This window comes from Phycicoccus sp. (assembly GCF_035325325.1).
Classification (GTDB): Bacteria; Actinomycetota; Actinomycetes; order Actinomycetales; family Dermatophilaceae; genus Phycicoccus.
The window spans coordinates 44327-58374 of the sequence record NZ_DAOLAC010000022.1; the positions used below are offsets into that span (position 1 = coordinate 44327).

At 72.7% G+C, this 14048-nt stretch carries 15 protein-coding genes; 10 read left to right on the forward strand and 5 right to left on the reverse strand.

Translation table 11 applies throughout. The features are described from left to right. The first annotated feature begins 30 nt into the window (after nt 1–30). From PKA89_RS13295 to PKA89_RS13325, 7 genes are all read left to right on the forward strand, one after another. On the forward strand, nt 31–942 hold the full coding sequence (locus PKA89_RS13295) for a catechol 2,3-dioxygenase (protein ID WP_324420211.1): 912 nt from the start codon (nt 31–33) through the stop codon (nt 940–942). Beyond that, a complete protein-coding gene (locus tag PKA89_RS13300) occupies nt 939–2030 on the forward strand; it encodes a histidine phosphatase family protein (protein WP_324420213.1) in 1092 nt (363 codons plus the stop codon). The genes PKA89_RS13295 and PKA89_RS13300 overlap by 4 nt, the downstream gene beginning before the upstream one ends. Before the next feature lie 96 nt (nt 2031–2126). Further along, nucleotides 2127–3203, forward strand: coding sequence for a PEP/pyruvate-binding domain-containing protein (locus PKA89_RS13305; protein WP_324420215.1), 1077 nt, complete (start codon nt 2127–2129; stop codon nt 3201–3203). Nucleotides 3204–3272: 69 nt separating this feature from the next. Beyond that, nucleotides 3273–5084 carry a PEP-utilizing enzyme gene (locus PKA89_RS13310; RefSeq protein ID WP_324420217.1) on the forward strand — a complete coding sequence of 604 codons (1812 nt, stop codon included), beginning with the start codon at nt 3273–3275 and terminating at the stop codon, nt 5082–5084. Nucleotides 5085–5127: 43 nt separating this feature from the next. Then, nucleotides 5128–6471 (forward strand): aromatic ring-hydroxylating dioxygenase subunit alpha, encoded by a 1344-nt coding sequence (locus PKA89_RS13315; protein ID WP_324420219.1) that lies wholly within the window; start codon nt 5128–5130, stop codon nt 6469–6471. Continuing rightward, nucleotides 6468–6836, forward strand: coding sequence for a hypothetical protein (locus PKA89_RS13320; protein ID WP_324420221.1), 369 nt, complete (start codon nt 6468–6470; stop codon nt 6834–6836). Before PKA89_RS13315 ends, PKA89_RS13320 begins: the two co-directional genes overlap by 4 nt. Continuing rightward, on the forward strand, nt 6829–7458 hold the full coding sequence (locus tag PKA89_RS13325; protein ID WP_324420223.1) for an HAD family phosphatase: 630 nt from the start codon (nt 6829–6831) through the stop codon (nt 7456–7458). The genes PKA89_RS13320 and PKA89_RS13325 overlap by 8 nt, the downstream gene beginning before the upstream one ends. Before the next feature lie 76 nt (nt 7459–7534). On the opposite strand, the gene PKA89_RS13330 is transcribed toward PKA89_RS13325, so the two are convergent. After that, nucleotides 7535–7924: an OsmC family protein gene (locus PKA89_RS13330; RefSeq protein WP_324420225.1), complete on the reverse strand. Its 390-nt coding sequence runs from the start codon at nt 7922–7924 to the stop codon at nt 7535–7537. Between the two features lie 90 nt (nt 7925–8014). Between PKA89_RS13330 and PKA89_RS13335 the strand changes: the two genes are divergently transcribed. Both PKA89_RS13335 and PKA89_RS13340 read left to right on the forward strand, forming a co-directional pair. Continuing rightward, a complete protein-coding gene (locus PKA89_RS13335; RefSeq protein ID WP_324420227.1) occupies nt 8015–8632 on the forward strand; it encodes a dihydrofolate reductase family protein in 618 nt (205 codons plus the stop codon). Next, entirely contained in the window at nt 8629–9438 is an 810-nt protein-coding gene (locus tag PKA89_RS13340) for an LLM class flavin-dependent oxidoreductase (RefSeq protein ID WP_324420229.1), read from the forward strand. The genes PKA89_RS13335 and PKA89_RS13340 overlap by 4 nt, the downstream gene beginning before the upstream one ends. A 16-nt stretch (nt 9439–9454) precedes the next feature. Here PKA89_RS13340 and PKA89_RS13345 read toward each other — a convergent pair whose 3' ends face one another. Then, nucleotides 9455–10006, reverse strand: a complete 552-nt coding sequence (locus PKA89_RS13345; RefSeq protein WP_324420231.1) for a DUF2231 domain-containing protein — start codon at nt 10004–10006, stop codon at nt 9455–9457. Nucleotides 10007–10149: 143 nt separating this feature from the next. Beyond that, a complete protein-coding gene (locus tag PKA89_RS13350) occupies nt 10150–10785 on the reverse strand; it encodes a TetR/AcrR family transcriptional regulator (protein ID WP_324420233.1) in 636 nt (211 codons plus the stop codon). A gap of 244 nt (nt 10786–11029) precedes the next feature. Between PKA89_RS13350 and PKA89_RS13355 the strand changes: the two genes are divergently transcribed. Then, on the forward strand, nt 11030–12517 hold the full coding sequence (locus PKA89_RS13355; protein WP_324420235.1) for an MFS transporter: 1488 nt from the start codon (nt 11030–11032) through the stop codon (nt 12515–12517). 6 nt (nt 12518–12523) lie between these two features. Here PKA89_RS13355 and PKA89_RS13360 read toward each other — a convergent pair whose 3' ends face one another. Further along, a complete protein-coding gene (locus PKA89_RS13360) occupies nt 12524–12868 on the reverse strand; it encodes a cupin domain-containing protein (protein WP_324420237.1) in 345 nt (114 codons plus the stop codon). Nucleotides 12869–12922: 54 nt separating this feature from the next. Continuing rightward, a complete protein-coding gene (locus PKA89_RS13365; RefSeq protein WP_324420239.1) occupies nt 12923–13783 on the reverse strand; it encodes a hypothetical protein in 861 nt (286 codons plus the stop codon). Nucleotides 13784–14048: the final 265 nt, after the last annotated feature.

The following is a 14048-nucleotide window of genomic DNA, read 5'->3' on the forward strand; positions in this document are numbered from 1 at the left end:
CCCGAACCACCAACCCGGAGAGGCGGATCGATGGGGATCCTGCGACTCAGCCACGTCGAGGTGCGCTGCCCCGACCTCGAGCTGTCGACGGCCTACTACACCGAGGTCATGGGGCTCATCGAGACCGCCGTCGAGGACCAGGCCGTCTACCTCAAGGGCTGGGACGAGCAGCAGCACCACTCGCTGATCCTCCGCTACGCGCCGACCTACGGCGTGGAGGTCATCGGGTTCAAGGTCCAGGAGGCCGCCGACCTCGACGGGCTGACGACCGCGATCGAGGGCTACGGCATCGCGACGAAGCGGTTCGCCGCCGGCGAGCTCGGGCCGGGCTCCGGTGAGACGGTGCGCTTCACGGCACCGAGCGGCCACACGACCGAGCTCGTCCACGCGATGGAGCAGATCGGCAACGCGCTCCCGCTGCACAACCCGCCGCCCGAGCCGCAGGGCCTGTCCGGGATGCACCCGCCGCGGCTGGACCACGTCTTCCTCATGTGCGAGGACGTCGACGAGACGACGCGGTTCTGGACGGAGGTGCTCGGGTTCCGGCTCACCGAGCAGATCGTCGCCGACGACGGCCACCAGCTCGCGACCTTCCTCGAGCGGACGCACACGGCGCACGACATTGCGTTCATCACCGGCCCGGACGGCGCGTTCCACCACGTCGCCTACTGGGTCGACGACTGGAACGACCTGCGCCGCGCGGCAGACCTCTGCGCCTACCACGGGGTCCGGATCGACGCCGGCCCGACGCGGCACGGCGCCACCCGCGGCTGGGGCCTGTACTTCTTCGACCCGGCGGGCAACCGCAACGAGGTCTACACGGGCGGCTACTGGGCCGACCCGGACCGCGAGCCGGTCACGTGGACCGAGGCCCAGATGGGTCGCGCCGTCTTCTACTACGAGGGCGTCGTCGACCAGGACTTCCTCACGGTGCACTCATGAGCGACGAGACGCCCCGCCCGGGGCTGCCCAACACCCAGCGGGTCGACCCGCCGCGGTACCTCGCGACCTACCTCGACCGGCAGGCCAGGGTCGCACCGAGGCCGGCGGACCCGACCGAACGCGACGACCACGCCGAGTCGACCCCGTTGTACCTCAGGCGGTTCCGTGAGCGACAGGGTGAACCCAGGAGCGGCCCCCAGGCGCTCCCGCCGCTCCACGAGCGCGTGGGGATGGGCGTCCAGCGGGCGATGTCCGAGGACAACCGGACCAAGGAGATCTCGGCGCCGCCGCAGGCCCGCAAGCGGGTCGTCGCCGACGTCTACCTCATCCGGCACGGCGAGACCCAGGGCTACTCGACCGAGTCGGGGCTCACCCCGCTCGGCAACTGGCAGGCGCACACCTACGGCCACACCATCGCCAAGCGGGTCTCCCCGGGCGAGAGCGTCGTCGTCCGGCACGCCGACACCAACCGGGCCCGCGAGACCGCGCAGAACATCGACCGCGGCCTGCAGGACGGCCTGGCGATGTTCGAGAAGGACGTCAAGGTCTTCGAGCCCGAGCCGATGGAGGAGTTCCGCAACTTCGGGGTCGCCACGCCCGACGGCCTGCGCGACGTCACCGCCGCCTTCCGCAAGTACTACACGACGCTCGAGGAGTTCGAGCGGACCGCGCTCGGGGACCGTCCGATGTGGCTGGTCGAGATCGACCGGTTCTGGCGGACCCAGCAGGGCGGCGGCGACCCCATCCAGCACTGGTTGCAGATCCCGATGATGCACTTCGAGCCACCGGTCATGTGCGTCCGGCGCTTCTGGACCGGCATCCAGCGGCTCGCCGAGGAGCACCCCGGCGCGCGGATGATGGTCGCGACGCACTCCGGCCCGATCCGGGCGTTCGCCATCGCCGCCCTCGGCTACGACCCCGGCGAGCCGTACAACACCGAGCACGTCCGGGTGAAGGTCTTCGAGGGCGGGACCGAGGCGATGGTCTCGTACCGCAACCGGGTCCAGGAGATCCACGTCCCGCAGATCGCCTCGCTGCCCACCTGGCAGCTCGACGAGCGCTGGGTCCCGCCCGGCGCCGGGGCCTGAGCGTGGAGGCCGCCGATGTGCCGGAGCTGTCCCGTCGTCGCGGAGGACGCCTGGGTGCGGCACGACGAGGTGCCGCACCGACCGAAGGAGGCCAGGGTGGCTGACGCATCCCCCTACGTCGTGTGGTTCGAGGACTTCCGGGAGGAGGACCGGCCCCGGCTCGGCGGCAAGAACTCCTCGCTCGGCTCGATGATCGCCGCGGGCCTGCCGGTGCCTCCCGGGTTCGCGGTGACGACGGACGCGTACGAGCTGCTGCGGGGGGACCCCGAGCTGGCGGCCGTCGTCCGGGGGGCGTTGAGCACGACCGACGCCGACGACCCGCACAAGCTGCGGGCGGTCTCGGCCGAGATCCGCTCGGCGATGGAGTCGCACCCGATTCCCGCGCCGGTCGAGGAGGCCATCCGCTCCGCGTACGCCGCGTTCTCGGCCCGCTGCGGCAGCGACGCGGTGGGGGTGGCCATCCGCTCGTCCGCGACCGCGGAGGACCAGCCGGACGCTTCCTTCGCCGGCCAGCAGGACACCTACCTGTGGGTCCGCGGCGCCGACTCGGTCCTCGAGCACGTGCGCCGGTGCTGGTCCTCGGTCTTCACCGACCGCGCGATCGCCTACCGCCGCGCGATGGGGTACGAGGACCACGGCGTCTCGATGTCGGTCGGGGTGCAGAAGATGGTCGACCCGCGGTCCTCGGGTGTCGCCTTCACCCTCAACCCGACGACGGGCGACCGCTCGCAGGTGGCCATCGACGCGTCGTGGGGCCTCGGCGAGGCCGTCGTCTCCGGCGAGGTCACGCCGGACAACTTCGTCGTCGACAAGGTGCTCCGGTGCGTCGTCGAGCGGACCATCTCGGACAAGCACGTCGAGTACCGGCGCGGCGAGAACGGCGTCGAGCCCTACCCCGTCGAGGACGAGCGACGGAAGGTCCCGTGCCTGTCGGACGAGGAGATCTGCGCGGTGGCGATGATGGCCCGCCGTGCCGAGAAGCACTACGGAAGGCCGCAGGACGTCGAGTGGGCCCTCGACCGCGAGCTGCCCGACGGCGAGAACATCATCCTCCTCCAGGCCCGCCCGGAGACCGTGTGGTCGAAGAAGCCGCGCGAGTCCGTCGCCCACGGGCACTACGACCCGATGGCCTCGATCGTCTCGACGCTCATCGCCCCGATCCACAAGCAGTAGCAGGACCGCACCACCCCCGCAGGACCGGACGCCACCACGGCGACCCAGGCACGGCAAAGGAGCCAGCCGATGACCGAGAACCGCTTCCCGAGCCCCTTCGAGCTCGAGACCCCCGCGGGGGCCGAGGGGTGGGAGGAGCTGTACCCCTACTCGGTGCTCTTCTCCGAGGGGCGCAAGGACTACGAGGACAGCCGCTTCTGGTTCATGGACTCGATGCACTGGGGCTGGGCGATGTCGCCCTGGGACGCGGACCACCTGATGTTCGCCATCGCCTCGCTCTCGCAGTACAACTCGCGCCACTACCTCGTGCCGCCGGCCAACGGCATCGACTTCCGGATCCACAACGGCTACCCGTACTTCTCGCCGAACACGATCGACGACGAGGCGACGGTGGGCGCCCGGGTACCGCAGTTCATGGAACGTGCCGGGCACTACTTCATGAACTGGGACGACCTCTACGCGAACTGGCTCGGCAAGGTCAAGGAGAACATCGCGGCGCTCGAGGCCATCGACTTCTCGCCGCTCCCGGAGACCGAGGACCTCGAGACCGTCGTGCGCTCCGGCCGGGGCGTCGGCAGCGGCTGGGACCTCCAGGAGCAGTACCACCGCTTCCAGGACCTCGCCCAGAAGATCTGGCAGTACCACTTCGAGTTCCTCAACCTCGGCTACGCCGCCTACCTCGACTTCTTCGGCTTCTGCAAGCAGGCCTTCCCGTCCATCCCGGACCTCGCCATCGCCAAGATGGTCGCCGGGATCGAGGTCGACCTCTTCCGGCCCAACGAGGAGCTGAAGAAGCTCGCCCAGAAGGCGATCGACCTCGGCGTGGCCGATGCCTTCGCCACCCCGGACGACGTCGACGCGGTGCACGCCGCCCTCGACACGGACGCCGGCCGGCAGTGGCTCGCCGCGTGGACCGAGGTCGAGGAACCGTGGTTCAACTTCAGCTCCGGCACCGGCTTCTACTACTACGACAAGACGTGGCGCCAGGACCGCTCCGTGCCGTACGGGTTCATCGCCGAGTACGTCTCGAAGCTGCAGGCCGGCCAGGACATCTCGCGACCCATCGACGAGATCCGGGCCGAGCGCGACCGCATCGTCGAGGAGTACTCCGAGCTGCTGGCCTCCGACGAGGACCGCGAGGCCTTCAACGGCAAGCTCGGCCTGGCCCGCACGGTGTTCCCGTACGTCGAGAACCACAACTTCTACATCGAGCACTGGTCGATGTCGGTGTTCTGGAAGAAGTCGCGCGAGCTCGGCGAGATGCTCGTCAAGGAGGGCTTCTTCAGCCGGGCCGACGACGTCTACTTCGTGCGCCGGGAGGAGATGGACACCCTCCTGTTCGACCTCTACTCGGCGTGGGCCGTCGGCGCGGAGCCGGCCGGGCCGCACTACTGGCCGGCGAAGGTGGCCGACCGGCGTCGCATCGTCCAGGCCCTGGAGGCCAGCAAGCAGCCGAAGGCCCTCGGCCCGCCACCGAAGGTCGTCACCGAGCCGTTCACGATCATGCTCTGGGGCATCACCACCGACTCGATCGACCTCTGGCTCAGCCCGGACGACGAGAGCGGTGCGATCACCGGCATGGCCGCCTCGCCCGGGGTCGCCGAGGGCCCGGCCCGCATCGTGTTCAGTGCCGAGGACATCGGCGACGTCCAGGAGGGCGAGATCCTCGTCGCGCCGATCACCGCGCCGTCGTGGGCGCCGGTCTTCTCGAAGATCAAGGCGACGGTCACCGACATCGGCGGCCTCATGTCGCACGCCGCCATCGTCTGCCGCGAGTACGGCGTCCCCGCCGTCACCGGCACCGGGCAGGCGACGACGGCCATCGCGAACGGCGACCTGATCCGCGTCGACGGCAACACCGGCAAGGTCACCCGGCTCTGACGCCGGCGCCCACCGCACCACCCCCACCCGAGGAGAGTCCCCGATGCTCAAGCAGGAGCTCAACGAGCAGCTGACCCAGGTCGGCCCCGGCACCCCGATGGGCGAGCTGCTGCGGAGGTACTGGTACCCCGTGGCGTTCGTCCGCGAGCTCGACGAGTGGCCGATCAAGAAGGTGCGGCTGCTCGGGGAGAACTTCGCGCTGTGGAAGCAGCCCAGCGGGCGCTACGGGATCATGCAGGAGCACTGCCCGCACCGGCGCGCCTCGATGGTCTACGGCGTCGTCGAGGAGGAGGGCCTGCGGTGCGGGTACCACGGCTGGCTCTTCGACGAGGGCGGGCGGTGCCTCGACCAGCCGGCCGAGCCGGCCGAGTCCACCTTCGCCTCACGAGTCACGGCCTTCGCCGGGAGGGCCGAGGCGATGGGCGGGATGGTCTGGGCGTACGTCGGGCCCCAGCCGGCGCCCGAGCTGCCGCGCTTCGACGTCTACGTCGACGCCGGGTTCAAGGACTGCGGCTGGACGGTGCTCCCGTGCAACTGGCTCCAGATCATGGAGAACTCGGTCGACCCGCACCACGTCGAGTGGCTGCACGGGCGCTACTTCAAGTTCCTCGGCGAGCAGCAGGGTTTCCTCGCCCCGCCCGGGTTCCAGAAGAAGCACCTCAAGGTCGCGTTCGACGAGATGGAGTGGGGCATCCTCAAGCGTCGTGTGCTGGAGGGCAACTCGGAGGACAACGACGACTGGGCCGTCGGCCACCCGCTCGTCTTCCCGTACTGCATGCGGGTCGGCGGCGCGGGCATCGAGCAGATGCAGATCCGGGTGCCGATCGACGACACCCACACCTGGGTCGCGTTCTACTCCAGCCACCAGCCGCCGGGGATGGAGACCTTCCCGGAGCAGGTGTACCCGGTCGACTACGAGTTCGAGTGGCTCGACGAGCGCGGCGAGCACATCGTCGACTACATCGAGGGCCAGGACATCATGGCGTGGGTGACGCAGGGCGACATCAACGACCGGACGGCCGAGCACCTCGGCAAGTCCGACATCGGCGTCATCATGCTGCGCAAGATGTTCCGTGAGCAGATGGCGCTCGTCGCCGAGGGCAGGGACCCCACGGTCGGGTTCACCCGGGAGAAGCACGATCGGGTCGGGCTGCCCTGCGAGAAGGACAAGTTCGGCGTCGACTACACCGAGTTCGCCCTGTCCTGGATCTCCGGCGGCTCGTCGCGGTACTCGCCGGCGATGGACTCCCTGAAGAAGCTCTACCTCGAGGCGGCGGCGCTGCGCGGCGACACGACCTGGTCGATGGCCCGCGCCGACGAGATGATCGAGAACTCGGCGGCCGAGGTGGCCCGGCGCAAGCGGCTCGCGGCGTCGGGCGAGCGGTGACCGGTGGCGGCCGCAGCGGCGAGGGTCGCTCGCACGACGGCGCCCCGCGGGCGGCGAGCACCGTCCCGGCGCCGCGGTACCGCCGCGACCCGCAGTGGAGCAACCACGTCGAGGTCGAGGCGCCGGTCGCGGACCGGCGCCTCACCGGCACGCACTGGTGGGACCCCGACCGGATCGCGCACGTGACGGACGCGCCGGCCTTCTGCCCGTCGTGCGGCTCAGGGCTCGACGGCCCGGGCTCGATGGCCGTCGAGTACTGGGAGGGCGAGCGGCGCACCTTCCACACGCGCTGCGGCGGGTGTGGGTGGTCCGGCGACATCACCCGCGTCGAGCGGATGATCGGCCACGAGGCGCCGCATGACTGAGGTGGTCCTGTTCGACTTCGGTGGGGTGGTCATCCGGACGCCGTTCGAGCTGCACGGGTACGACTGGCGCGGTCCGTTCGACGTGGCCTCCGACCCCCTGTGGGCGCGGTCGATGACCGGCGAGATCACCGAGCGCGAGTACTGGCACCGGCAGGCGTCGCGGTACTTCCCGGACGCCGACGACCCGACGCACGAGTTCATGCGCTCCCTCTACGAGCAGGACGAGTCGGTCGTCGTACGGCCGGAGGTGGTGGCCCTGCTCGACGCGTTGCAGGCGGCCGGGCTGCGGACGGCGGTGCTGACCAACGACCTCGCCGCCTTCCACCCGCCGGAGTGGATCGAGCGGATGAGCGTGGTCCGGCGCTTCGACCCCGTCATCGACCTCTCGCACGTCGGGTTCCTCAAGCCGCAGCCGGAGGCCTTCGAGCACGCGCTCAAGGAGCTCGGGCTGGCCCGGGAGGAGGCGTCGTCGGTCGTCTTCCTCGACGACCAGCCGCGCAACGTCGCCGGTGCCGTGGCGGCCGGGATGCGCGGCGTCCACTTCGACCCGACCGACGTGCCGGGCTCGGTGTCGCGGCTCCTGGCCGAGGCCGGCCTCACGGACCCCGGGTTTCCCGCCTGAGGCGGGAAACCCTCCCATGACACCGGAACCCTTCGGGTGCGACCTGCGGGCTTCCGGTGCTGTGCCGGCCGAGCGGTCACGCCCGGCGGGTGACCTCGGCGCCGGCGCGGATGGCTCGTGGGACTTCGGCGACCTCGTCGACGACCTCGAGCAGGTGCTGCCGATCCTGGTCCGGGGCAGCCGAGTCCAGCTCGACCTCGTAGTGGATGCCGGTCGAGCGCCACGTGTCGTCGAAGGCGCCGTCGACCTCGACGGCCACGCCGGACACGTCGATGCCCAGCCGCGCCGCCTCGCGGTAGGTGTCGTTGAGGACGCAGAGCGCGACCGAGAGGTGCAGCACCTGGGCGCCGTTCGTCGCGGGACCGGCCACGACCCCGGCCTCGGTCCACGTGTGCTCGAGCACGACGCCGTCGTCGGCCCGCAGTGACCCGGCGCTCGCCCGGGTGCCGAAGGCGGAGAGGTCCATCCGCGCATTGAACCGCGATCCACGCAGGTCCGGAAGACCGATCGTCCGCTCGACCGATGAGTCGTGCGGTCGGTGCCAGTCTGTCGTGGCATGGCAACCGTGATCATGCACGCAGTGGCATCGCTGGACGGCTTCATCGCCGACGAGCACGACGAGCTGGGGCCGCTCTTCGACTGGTACTTCAACGGCGACCGGCCGATCGAGACCGAGGGGGAGGGCGAGGCGCACGGGCCGTTCCGCGTCAGCGAGCGGTCCCACGAGTACGTCAGCTCCTTCTGGAACCGCATCGGCGCGACCATCCAGGGCCGGCACCTCTTCGACCTGACCAACGGGTGGGAGGCCGACCCGCCGGCCGGCGAGCACCTCCTCGTCGTCTCGCACCGGCCCAGGCCCGAGGGATGGCACCCCGAGGCCGACGTCCCGTTCTTCGACGACGTGACGGCGGCGGTCGAGGAGGCGAAGCGCCGGGCCGGCGACCGCGTGGTCGCCGTGTGCGCGGGCGAGGTCGGCGGCGAGGCGCTGCGCCTCGGGCTCGTCGACGAGGTGGCCATCGACATCGTTCCCGTCGTGTTCGGCTCGGGGAAGCGGTACTTCGGCTCGGTCGACGCACAGCACCTGCTCGGCGACCCGACGACGGTCATCCAGGGTGACCGCGTCCTCCACCTGCGCTACCCGGTCCTGCGCGCCACGGGCGGGGACGCCTCATGACGCGGCCCTTCCGGTTCGGCGTGGTGGCCCCGCTGCTCACCGACGTCCGCTCGTGGACCGAGCAGGCCCGCCGACTGGCCGGCCAGGGGTTCTCGACCCTCCTCGTCCCCGACGTCCCGCTCTGGCAGCCGGCCCCGGCGCCGCTGCTCGCGCACGCCGCAGCCGTCGCCGACCTCCGCGTCGGGACCTGGGTCTACGCCAGCCCCTTCCGCCCGCCGTGGGCCACCGCCTGGGAGGCCCACTCCCTCACCGAGCTCACCGAGGGGAGGTTCGAGATGGGCATCGGCACCGGACGGCCGGGCATCGAGGACGAGCTGCGCGAGCGGGGGATGGCGGTGCCGTCACCGGCCGAGCGGCTCGACCGGGTGCGCGACACCGTCGACGAGCTGCGCGCGATGGACGGCACCGACGTGCACACCCCCGTCGTCATGGCCGTCCGCGGCCCGAGGGCGACCGCCGTCGGGCTCGAGGTCGCCGACACGCTGACCTTCGCCGCCCGCCTCGGCGACACCCGCGAGGGCATGGCCGCCCGGGCCCGGGAGGTGCTGCGCGTCCGCGACGTCGAGCTCGCACTGCACGTGCCGGTCGTCGGTGACGACGTCGCGCCGTTCATGGCCTCGGCGACCGAGACCGACCCGCAGGCCCTGCGCGACGCGGACTCCCTCCTCGTCCTACCGGCCGACCCGGTCGCGGCCGTCGAGGAGCTCCGACGCCGGCGCGAGGAGATCGGCTACTCCTACGTCGTCGTCGGGGCCGGGGCGGCCGACCGGATGGCGCCGGTCGTCGCCCAGCTCACCGGCACCTGAGACGCGGCGCTCGCCCTCAGTCGTCGAACGCGGGATGGTGGCTGCCGACGTCCCGGGCCGCCGCCAGGTGCCCGCCGAGGTAGGCGGCCGCCCCGGAGACGGCGAAGCCGGCGAGTGCGAGCCTTGCTCCGGCCGAGTGCCGCCCGCGGCGACGGGACACGTACGAGGCCGCGTACAACCCGATGGCCAGCCCGTTGCTCACGGCGTGGACGACGCCGACCCGCTGCTCGCGCCGGCCCGCGCCGGCCCACTCCGCCCATCCGGTCCACGCCGTCGGGCCGACCGCGGCGAGTCCGACGCCGACGAGCGTGCGGGCCGCGTCGCGCGACTCCTCGCCGCCGACGACGTCCAGCAACGAGGCCGAGGTCCAGGTCCCGATGACGACGTCGGTGAGCACCGGGTGCAGGGCGTGCCCGAGCCAGTCGCCGCGCAGGACGCGGCCGAGACCCCCGCCGGAGAAGAAGGACCCGACCGGCTCGAGGGCCGCGACCGCACCGTCGAGGGCGTCGAGCTCCTCGAGGCGCAGGACGGCGCTGACCGGCGGTGGTGTCGTGTCGACCGTGCTCATGGTCCTCCTCGGTCTCGCCGCGGCGCCGGCGTGGGCGTCGTCGGTCCCCGGTGCGCTACCCGTTCGATCCTCCCCACAACCTCCACCGCCGGCAACCGGACCCGGATCCGGGCGGCGGTCGCCGGTCCTCGAGGGGCGCTCGGTCAGCCGCCGGCCTGGAGCCGGAGCCCGGCGAGCAGGAGGTCGAGCCCGGCCCGGAACTGCTCGGCGTCGTCGTGGCCCTCGAACTCGTCCGCGATGCGGTGGACGAAGGGGAACTCGGCCGGGTCGAGGGCCCGCCACTGCGCGACGGCAGCGGCGAGGTACTCCGCCCGGTCGACCTCCCCGGACAGCACCTCGGGCGGGGGCTCCTGGCCCATGTCGGCCGCGGTGCCGACGACGAACCCGACGACCGCCGACACGGCGTGGAACTGCTGGCGCCGGGTGAGGTCGAGTCGCAGCACCTGCTGCCCGAGCTTCTCGAAGAGCCGCAGCGCGTTGGGCTGGACCTCGGTGTCGCGCATGAAGTACGCGCCGAGCCAGGGCCGGTCGGCGATGGCGTCGAAGAGCGTGACCGCGATGGTGCGCAGGTCCTCGATCGGGTCGCCGCCCCCGACGTCGGCCACGGCCGTGAGCACCCCGGCCAGGACGTGGTCCGAGGCGCGGTCGAGCAGCTCGTCCTTGCTCGAGACGTACCAGTAGATGCTGCCCACACCGCCACCCAGCCGCCCGGCCAGCGCCCGGAAGTTCAGCCCGGCCTCGCCGTGCGCATCGAGCAGCGCGACGGTCTCGGTGAGCACCGACTCGAGCGAGTGGGATGCCCGTCGCCGCTCGCGCGCGCCGCCGGCGCGGGGGCCTCCGGCGCGTGGCGGACGGCCGCGGCGGACGGCGGGGCCGCGGGCGTCCCGGGGGTCGCGTCGCTGAGGGGGCACGGCCCCATCAGACCACACCGGCGGGGGAGGGGCTTGCGTCGGACCGAACATCGTTCTATCGTATCGAACTGTGTTCGAGAACCGAACGTCGTTCGATAGCGAGGAGGCCGCCATGACGACCACCACCCCGGCGGCCCCGGCGCGCACCTACCCCTCCCTCCGGGCGGCCTGGGTGCCGCTCGCGGCCCTCTGCCTCGCGTTCTTCGTCGAGATGGTCGACAACACCCTGCTGACCATCGCGCTGCCGACCATCGGGCGCGACCTCGGCAGCGGCACGACCGCCCTCCAGTGGGTCACCGGCGCCTACTCGCTGACCTTCGGCGGGCTGCTGCTCACCGCGGGCTCGCTGGCCGACCGGCTCGGCCGTCGACGCGTGCTCCTCGTCGGGCTTGCCGTCTTCGGCCTCGTGAGCCTCACCGTCGCCGCGGTGTCGACGACCGGCGAGCTCATCGCCGTCCGTGCAGCCCTCGGGGTCGCCGCCGCCGCGATGGCGCCGATCACCAACTCGCTGGTCTTCCGCCTCTTCGACGACCAGGCCCTGCGGATGCGGGCGATGACGGTGATGATCGTCGTCGGCATGTCCGGCTTCGTCCTCGGTCCCCTGCTCGGCGGCACCGCGCTGGCCCACGTCCGGTGGGAATGGCTGCTCCTCGTCAACGCCCCCATCGCCCTCCTCGCGTGGGTCGGCGTGCGCCTCGGTGTCCCGGCCGACCGCCGCGAGGACCTCACCGACGACGCGCCCGACCTGCCCGGCGCCGTGCTGAGCGTCGCCGCCATCGGCCTGGCGTGCTACGCCCTGACGAGCGGGGTCGAGCACGGATGGCTGTCGGTGCCGACCGTGGCGTCGGTGGTCGGGGCCGTGGGCGCGCTGCTGGCGTTCATCCGGCGCGAACGGCGAACCGCCGCACCGATGCTCGACCTCGCGCTCTTCTCGCGGGGGACCGTCCGCGGCGCCGCGATGGCCCAGGTCGGGACATCGATCGCGATGGCCGGGGTGATGTTCGGCCTCATCCTCCACTTCCAGTACGCGTGGGGATGGAGCCCCGTCCGCGCCGGCCTGGCCAACCTCCCCCTCATCGTCACGATGCTCCTGGCGACCCCGGTCTCGGAGTGGCTGGTGCGGCGGTACGGTCACCGCGTGGCGTGCCTCGTCGGCGCCGGGTTCCTCGCGACCTCGCTCGCGGGGATGGCGTGGGGCGTCGAGCACGGGTACGCCGCCATCGCGGTGGCGATGGTGGTGCTCACCCTCGGCCTGCGCACCGTGATGACGACCTGCGCGGTGGCCCTCGTCGACGCGATGCCGGCCAACCGCACCTCCCTCGGCACGGCGCTCAACGACACGGCGCAGGAGGTCGGCTCGAGCATCGGCACCGCCGTCGTCGGCACCCTCGTCGCGGTGCTCGTGACGACGACCCTGCCGCCCGGGGCCTGGAGCGCGGACCTCGTCGCGTCCTTCTTCCACGGCGAGCGCGTCACCTACCTCGCCCTGGCGGTCGTCGTCGGGGTGCTGGCGGCCTGGGGCGCTTCGTCGCTCACCGACTCCCGCAGCGTCGAGGAGCACCCGGCCGAGACCGCGCCGGACCGTGTCGAGGTGGGCTGACCGGCGTCAGTCGGTCCGGACGAGGTCGACCGAGACCTCGACCGCGGGGACCGACCCGAGGTTCTCGAGCCAGTGCCGGGTGGAGCGGTCCTCGGGCCAGCCCGGCCCCGGGCCGTACTCGGTGTCGACGCCGTCCCGGTGGTCGGTGATCGTCCCCTCGAGGACGTAGACCGTGCCGGGGCGACCCCGGTGGTCGTGGACCGGGCCGAAGACCGCGCCGGGCGCCATCGTCATGCGGCGCATCCGGAGCCGGTACCCCTCGAGTCCCTCGATCTCACCGGTGAGGTCGAGCAGGGCGAGGGTCTCCACCGTCACGCCGCGCGTCTCCTGCGCGGCCGGGTCGTCCGTCATGGGTGCTCCTGTCGGGTCGGGTGGGTCGACCGGCCGGGTCGGCCGGGTGGTGGCTCAGGGGCGGGCGGCGGCGTCGAGGCGGTGCCGGGCGCGGGTGACGGCCTCGGTCGCCGAGCGCTCGTCCCGCGTGGCGGCGAGCTGGGCGCGGCGGGCGGCGTCCTCGGCGTCGCGCTCGTCACCGAGGAGCTGCTCGAGCTCGGCCACCCGGCGCCGCGCAGTCTCGAGCGATGCCTCGGCCTCCTCGCGTCGCCGGCGCGCACCGACCGCGCGCTGCCGGGCCTCCTCGGCCGCGTCCCGGGCGGCCCGGAGGGACTCCTCGGCGTCCGCGAGCGCCTGCTCGGCGGCGGCGACCGCCGCCGCGTCGGGCTGTCGCTCGACGTCGGCGGCGGGGCGGCGTGGCGCCGGTCCGTCCACCCCGAGCGCGACGACGCGGGAGAGGTCGACCGGCTCGAGCCCGCTGGCGCTCACCGTGTCGGTGAGCAGTCCCGACGCGACGGCGGCGCCGACGGCGGCGTCGACGATGGCCGAGCGCAGCGTCTCCTCGACGGCCCCGAGCACGGCGGGCGAGACGTTCCGGCCGTCGGCGCGGGCGAGGTCGGCGACCTGCCGGGCGACGGCGCGGGTCAGGGCCCGGCGCTGGGCGTCGAGGGCGCGCAGCTCGGCGGCGCCGAGGGTGCCCTGCGCCGCCCGCAGGCGGGCCCCGAGCTCGAGGACCTGCTCGACCTCCTCGCCCCGCTCGCGGACGAACCGGTTGAGCAGCCCGGCCCCGGCGGTCGGCTTGCGCAGGGTGCGCAGGGACGCCGCGAGGTCGGTCTCGCCGGCGGCCTTCGCCTCCTGGGCCCGGGCGTTGCGGGCGGCGGTGAAGTCCTCGGGCGCGAGCGCGTAGAGCTCGTCCGCGACGTCCTCGATCCGCATCGGACCATCGTCGCAGGACGGCGGCCCGCGCGGTGGCCGGACGAGCGGCGGCGAGTTGCCCCGAACCGCCTCGGCCGACCCCCCGGTGCGGGTACGGTGCGCGGGCACGACGAGCGACGAGGACCGGTGGGACGGATGGCGGCAGGGCACGAGATCGGCGCGGCGCGCTGGCTCGGGTGGGGCGGCCTCGCGCTGACCGCCGTGCTCGGCGGGCTGAGCGGCGGGACCAGCGGCTTCCTCGTGATGGCCGGCACCTACGTCCTCG

What these genes read in the sequence shown, in the direction of transcription:
- PKA89_RS13315 (WP_324420219.1), top strand. Translation starts at nt 5,128, where the DNA reads ATGCTCAAGCAGGAGCTCAACGAGCAGCTGACCCAGGTCGGCCCCGGC.
- PKA89_RS13300 (WP_324420213.1), top strand. Translation starts at nt 939, where the DNA reads ATGAGCGACGAGACGCCCCGCCCGGGGCTGCCCAACACCCAGCGGGTC.
- PKA89_RS13330 (WP_324420225.1), bottom strand. Translation starts at nt 7,924, where the DNA reads ATGGACCTCTCCGCCTTCGGCACCCGGGCGAGCGCCGGGTCACTGCGG.
- PKA89_RS13340 (WP_324420229.1), top strand. Translation starts at nt 8,629, where the DNA reads ATGACGCGGCCCTTCCGGTTCGGCGTGGTGGCCCCGCTGCTCACCGAC.
- PKA89_RS13365 (WP_324420239.1), bottom strand. Translation starts at nt 13,783, where the DNA reads ATGCGGATCGAGGACGTCGCGGACGAGCTCTACGCGCTCGCGCCCGAG.
- PKA89_RS13360 (WP_324420237.1), bottom strand. Translation starts at nt 12,868, where the DNA reads ATGACGGACGACCCGGCCGCGCAGGAGACGCGCGGCGTGACGGTGGAG.
- PKA89_RS13310 (WP_324420217.1), top strand. Translation starts at nt 3,273, where the DNA reads ATGACCGAGAACCGCTTCCCGAGCCCCTTCGAGCTCGAGACCCCCGCG.
- PKA89_RS13335 (WP_324420227.1), top strand. Translation starts at nt 8,015, where the DNA reads ATGGCAACCGTGATCATGCACGCAGTGGCATCGCTGGACGGCTTCATC.
- PKA89_RS13355 (WP_324420235.1), top strand. Translation starts at nt 11,030, where the DNA reads ATGACGACCACCACCCCGGCGGCCCCGGCGCGCACCTACCCCTCCCTC.
- PKA89_RS13345 (WP_324420231.1), bottom strand. Translation starts at nt 10,006, where the DNA reads ATGAGCACGGTCGACACGACACCACCGCCGGTCAGCGCCGTCCTGCGC.
- PKA89_RS13295 (WP_324420211.1), top strand. Translation starts at nt 31, where the DNA reads ATGGGGATCCTGCGACTCAGCCACGTCGAGGTGCGCTGCCCCGACCTC.
- PKA89_RS13325 (WP_324420223.1), top strand. Translation starts at nt 6,829, where the DNA reads ATGACTGAGGTGGTCCTGTTCGACTTCGGTGGGGTGGTCATCCGGACG.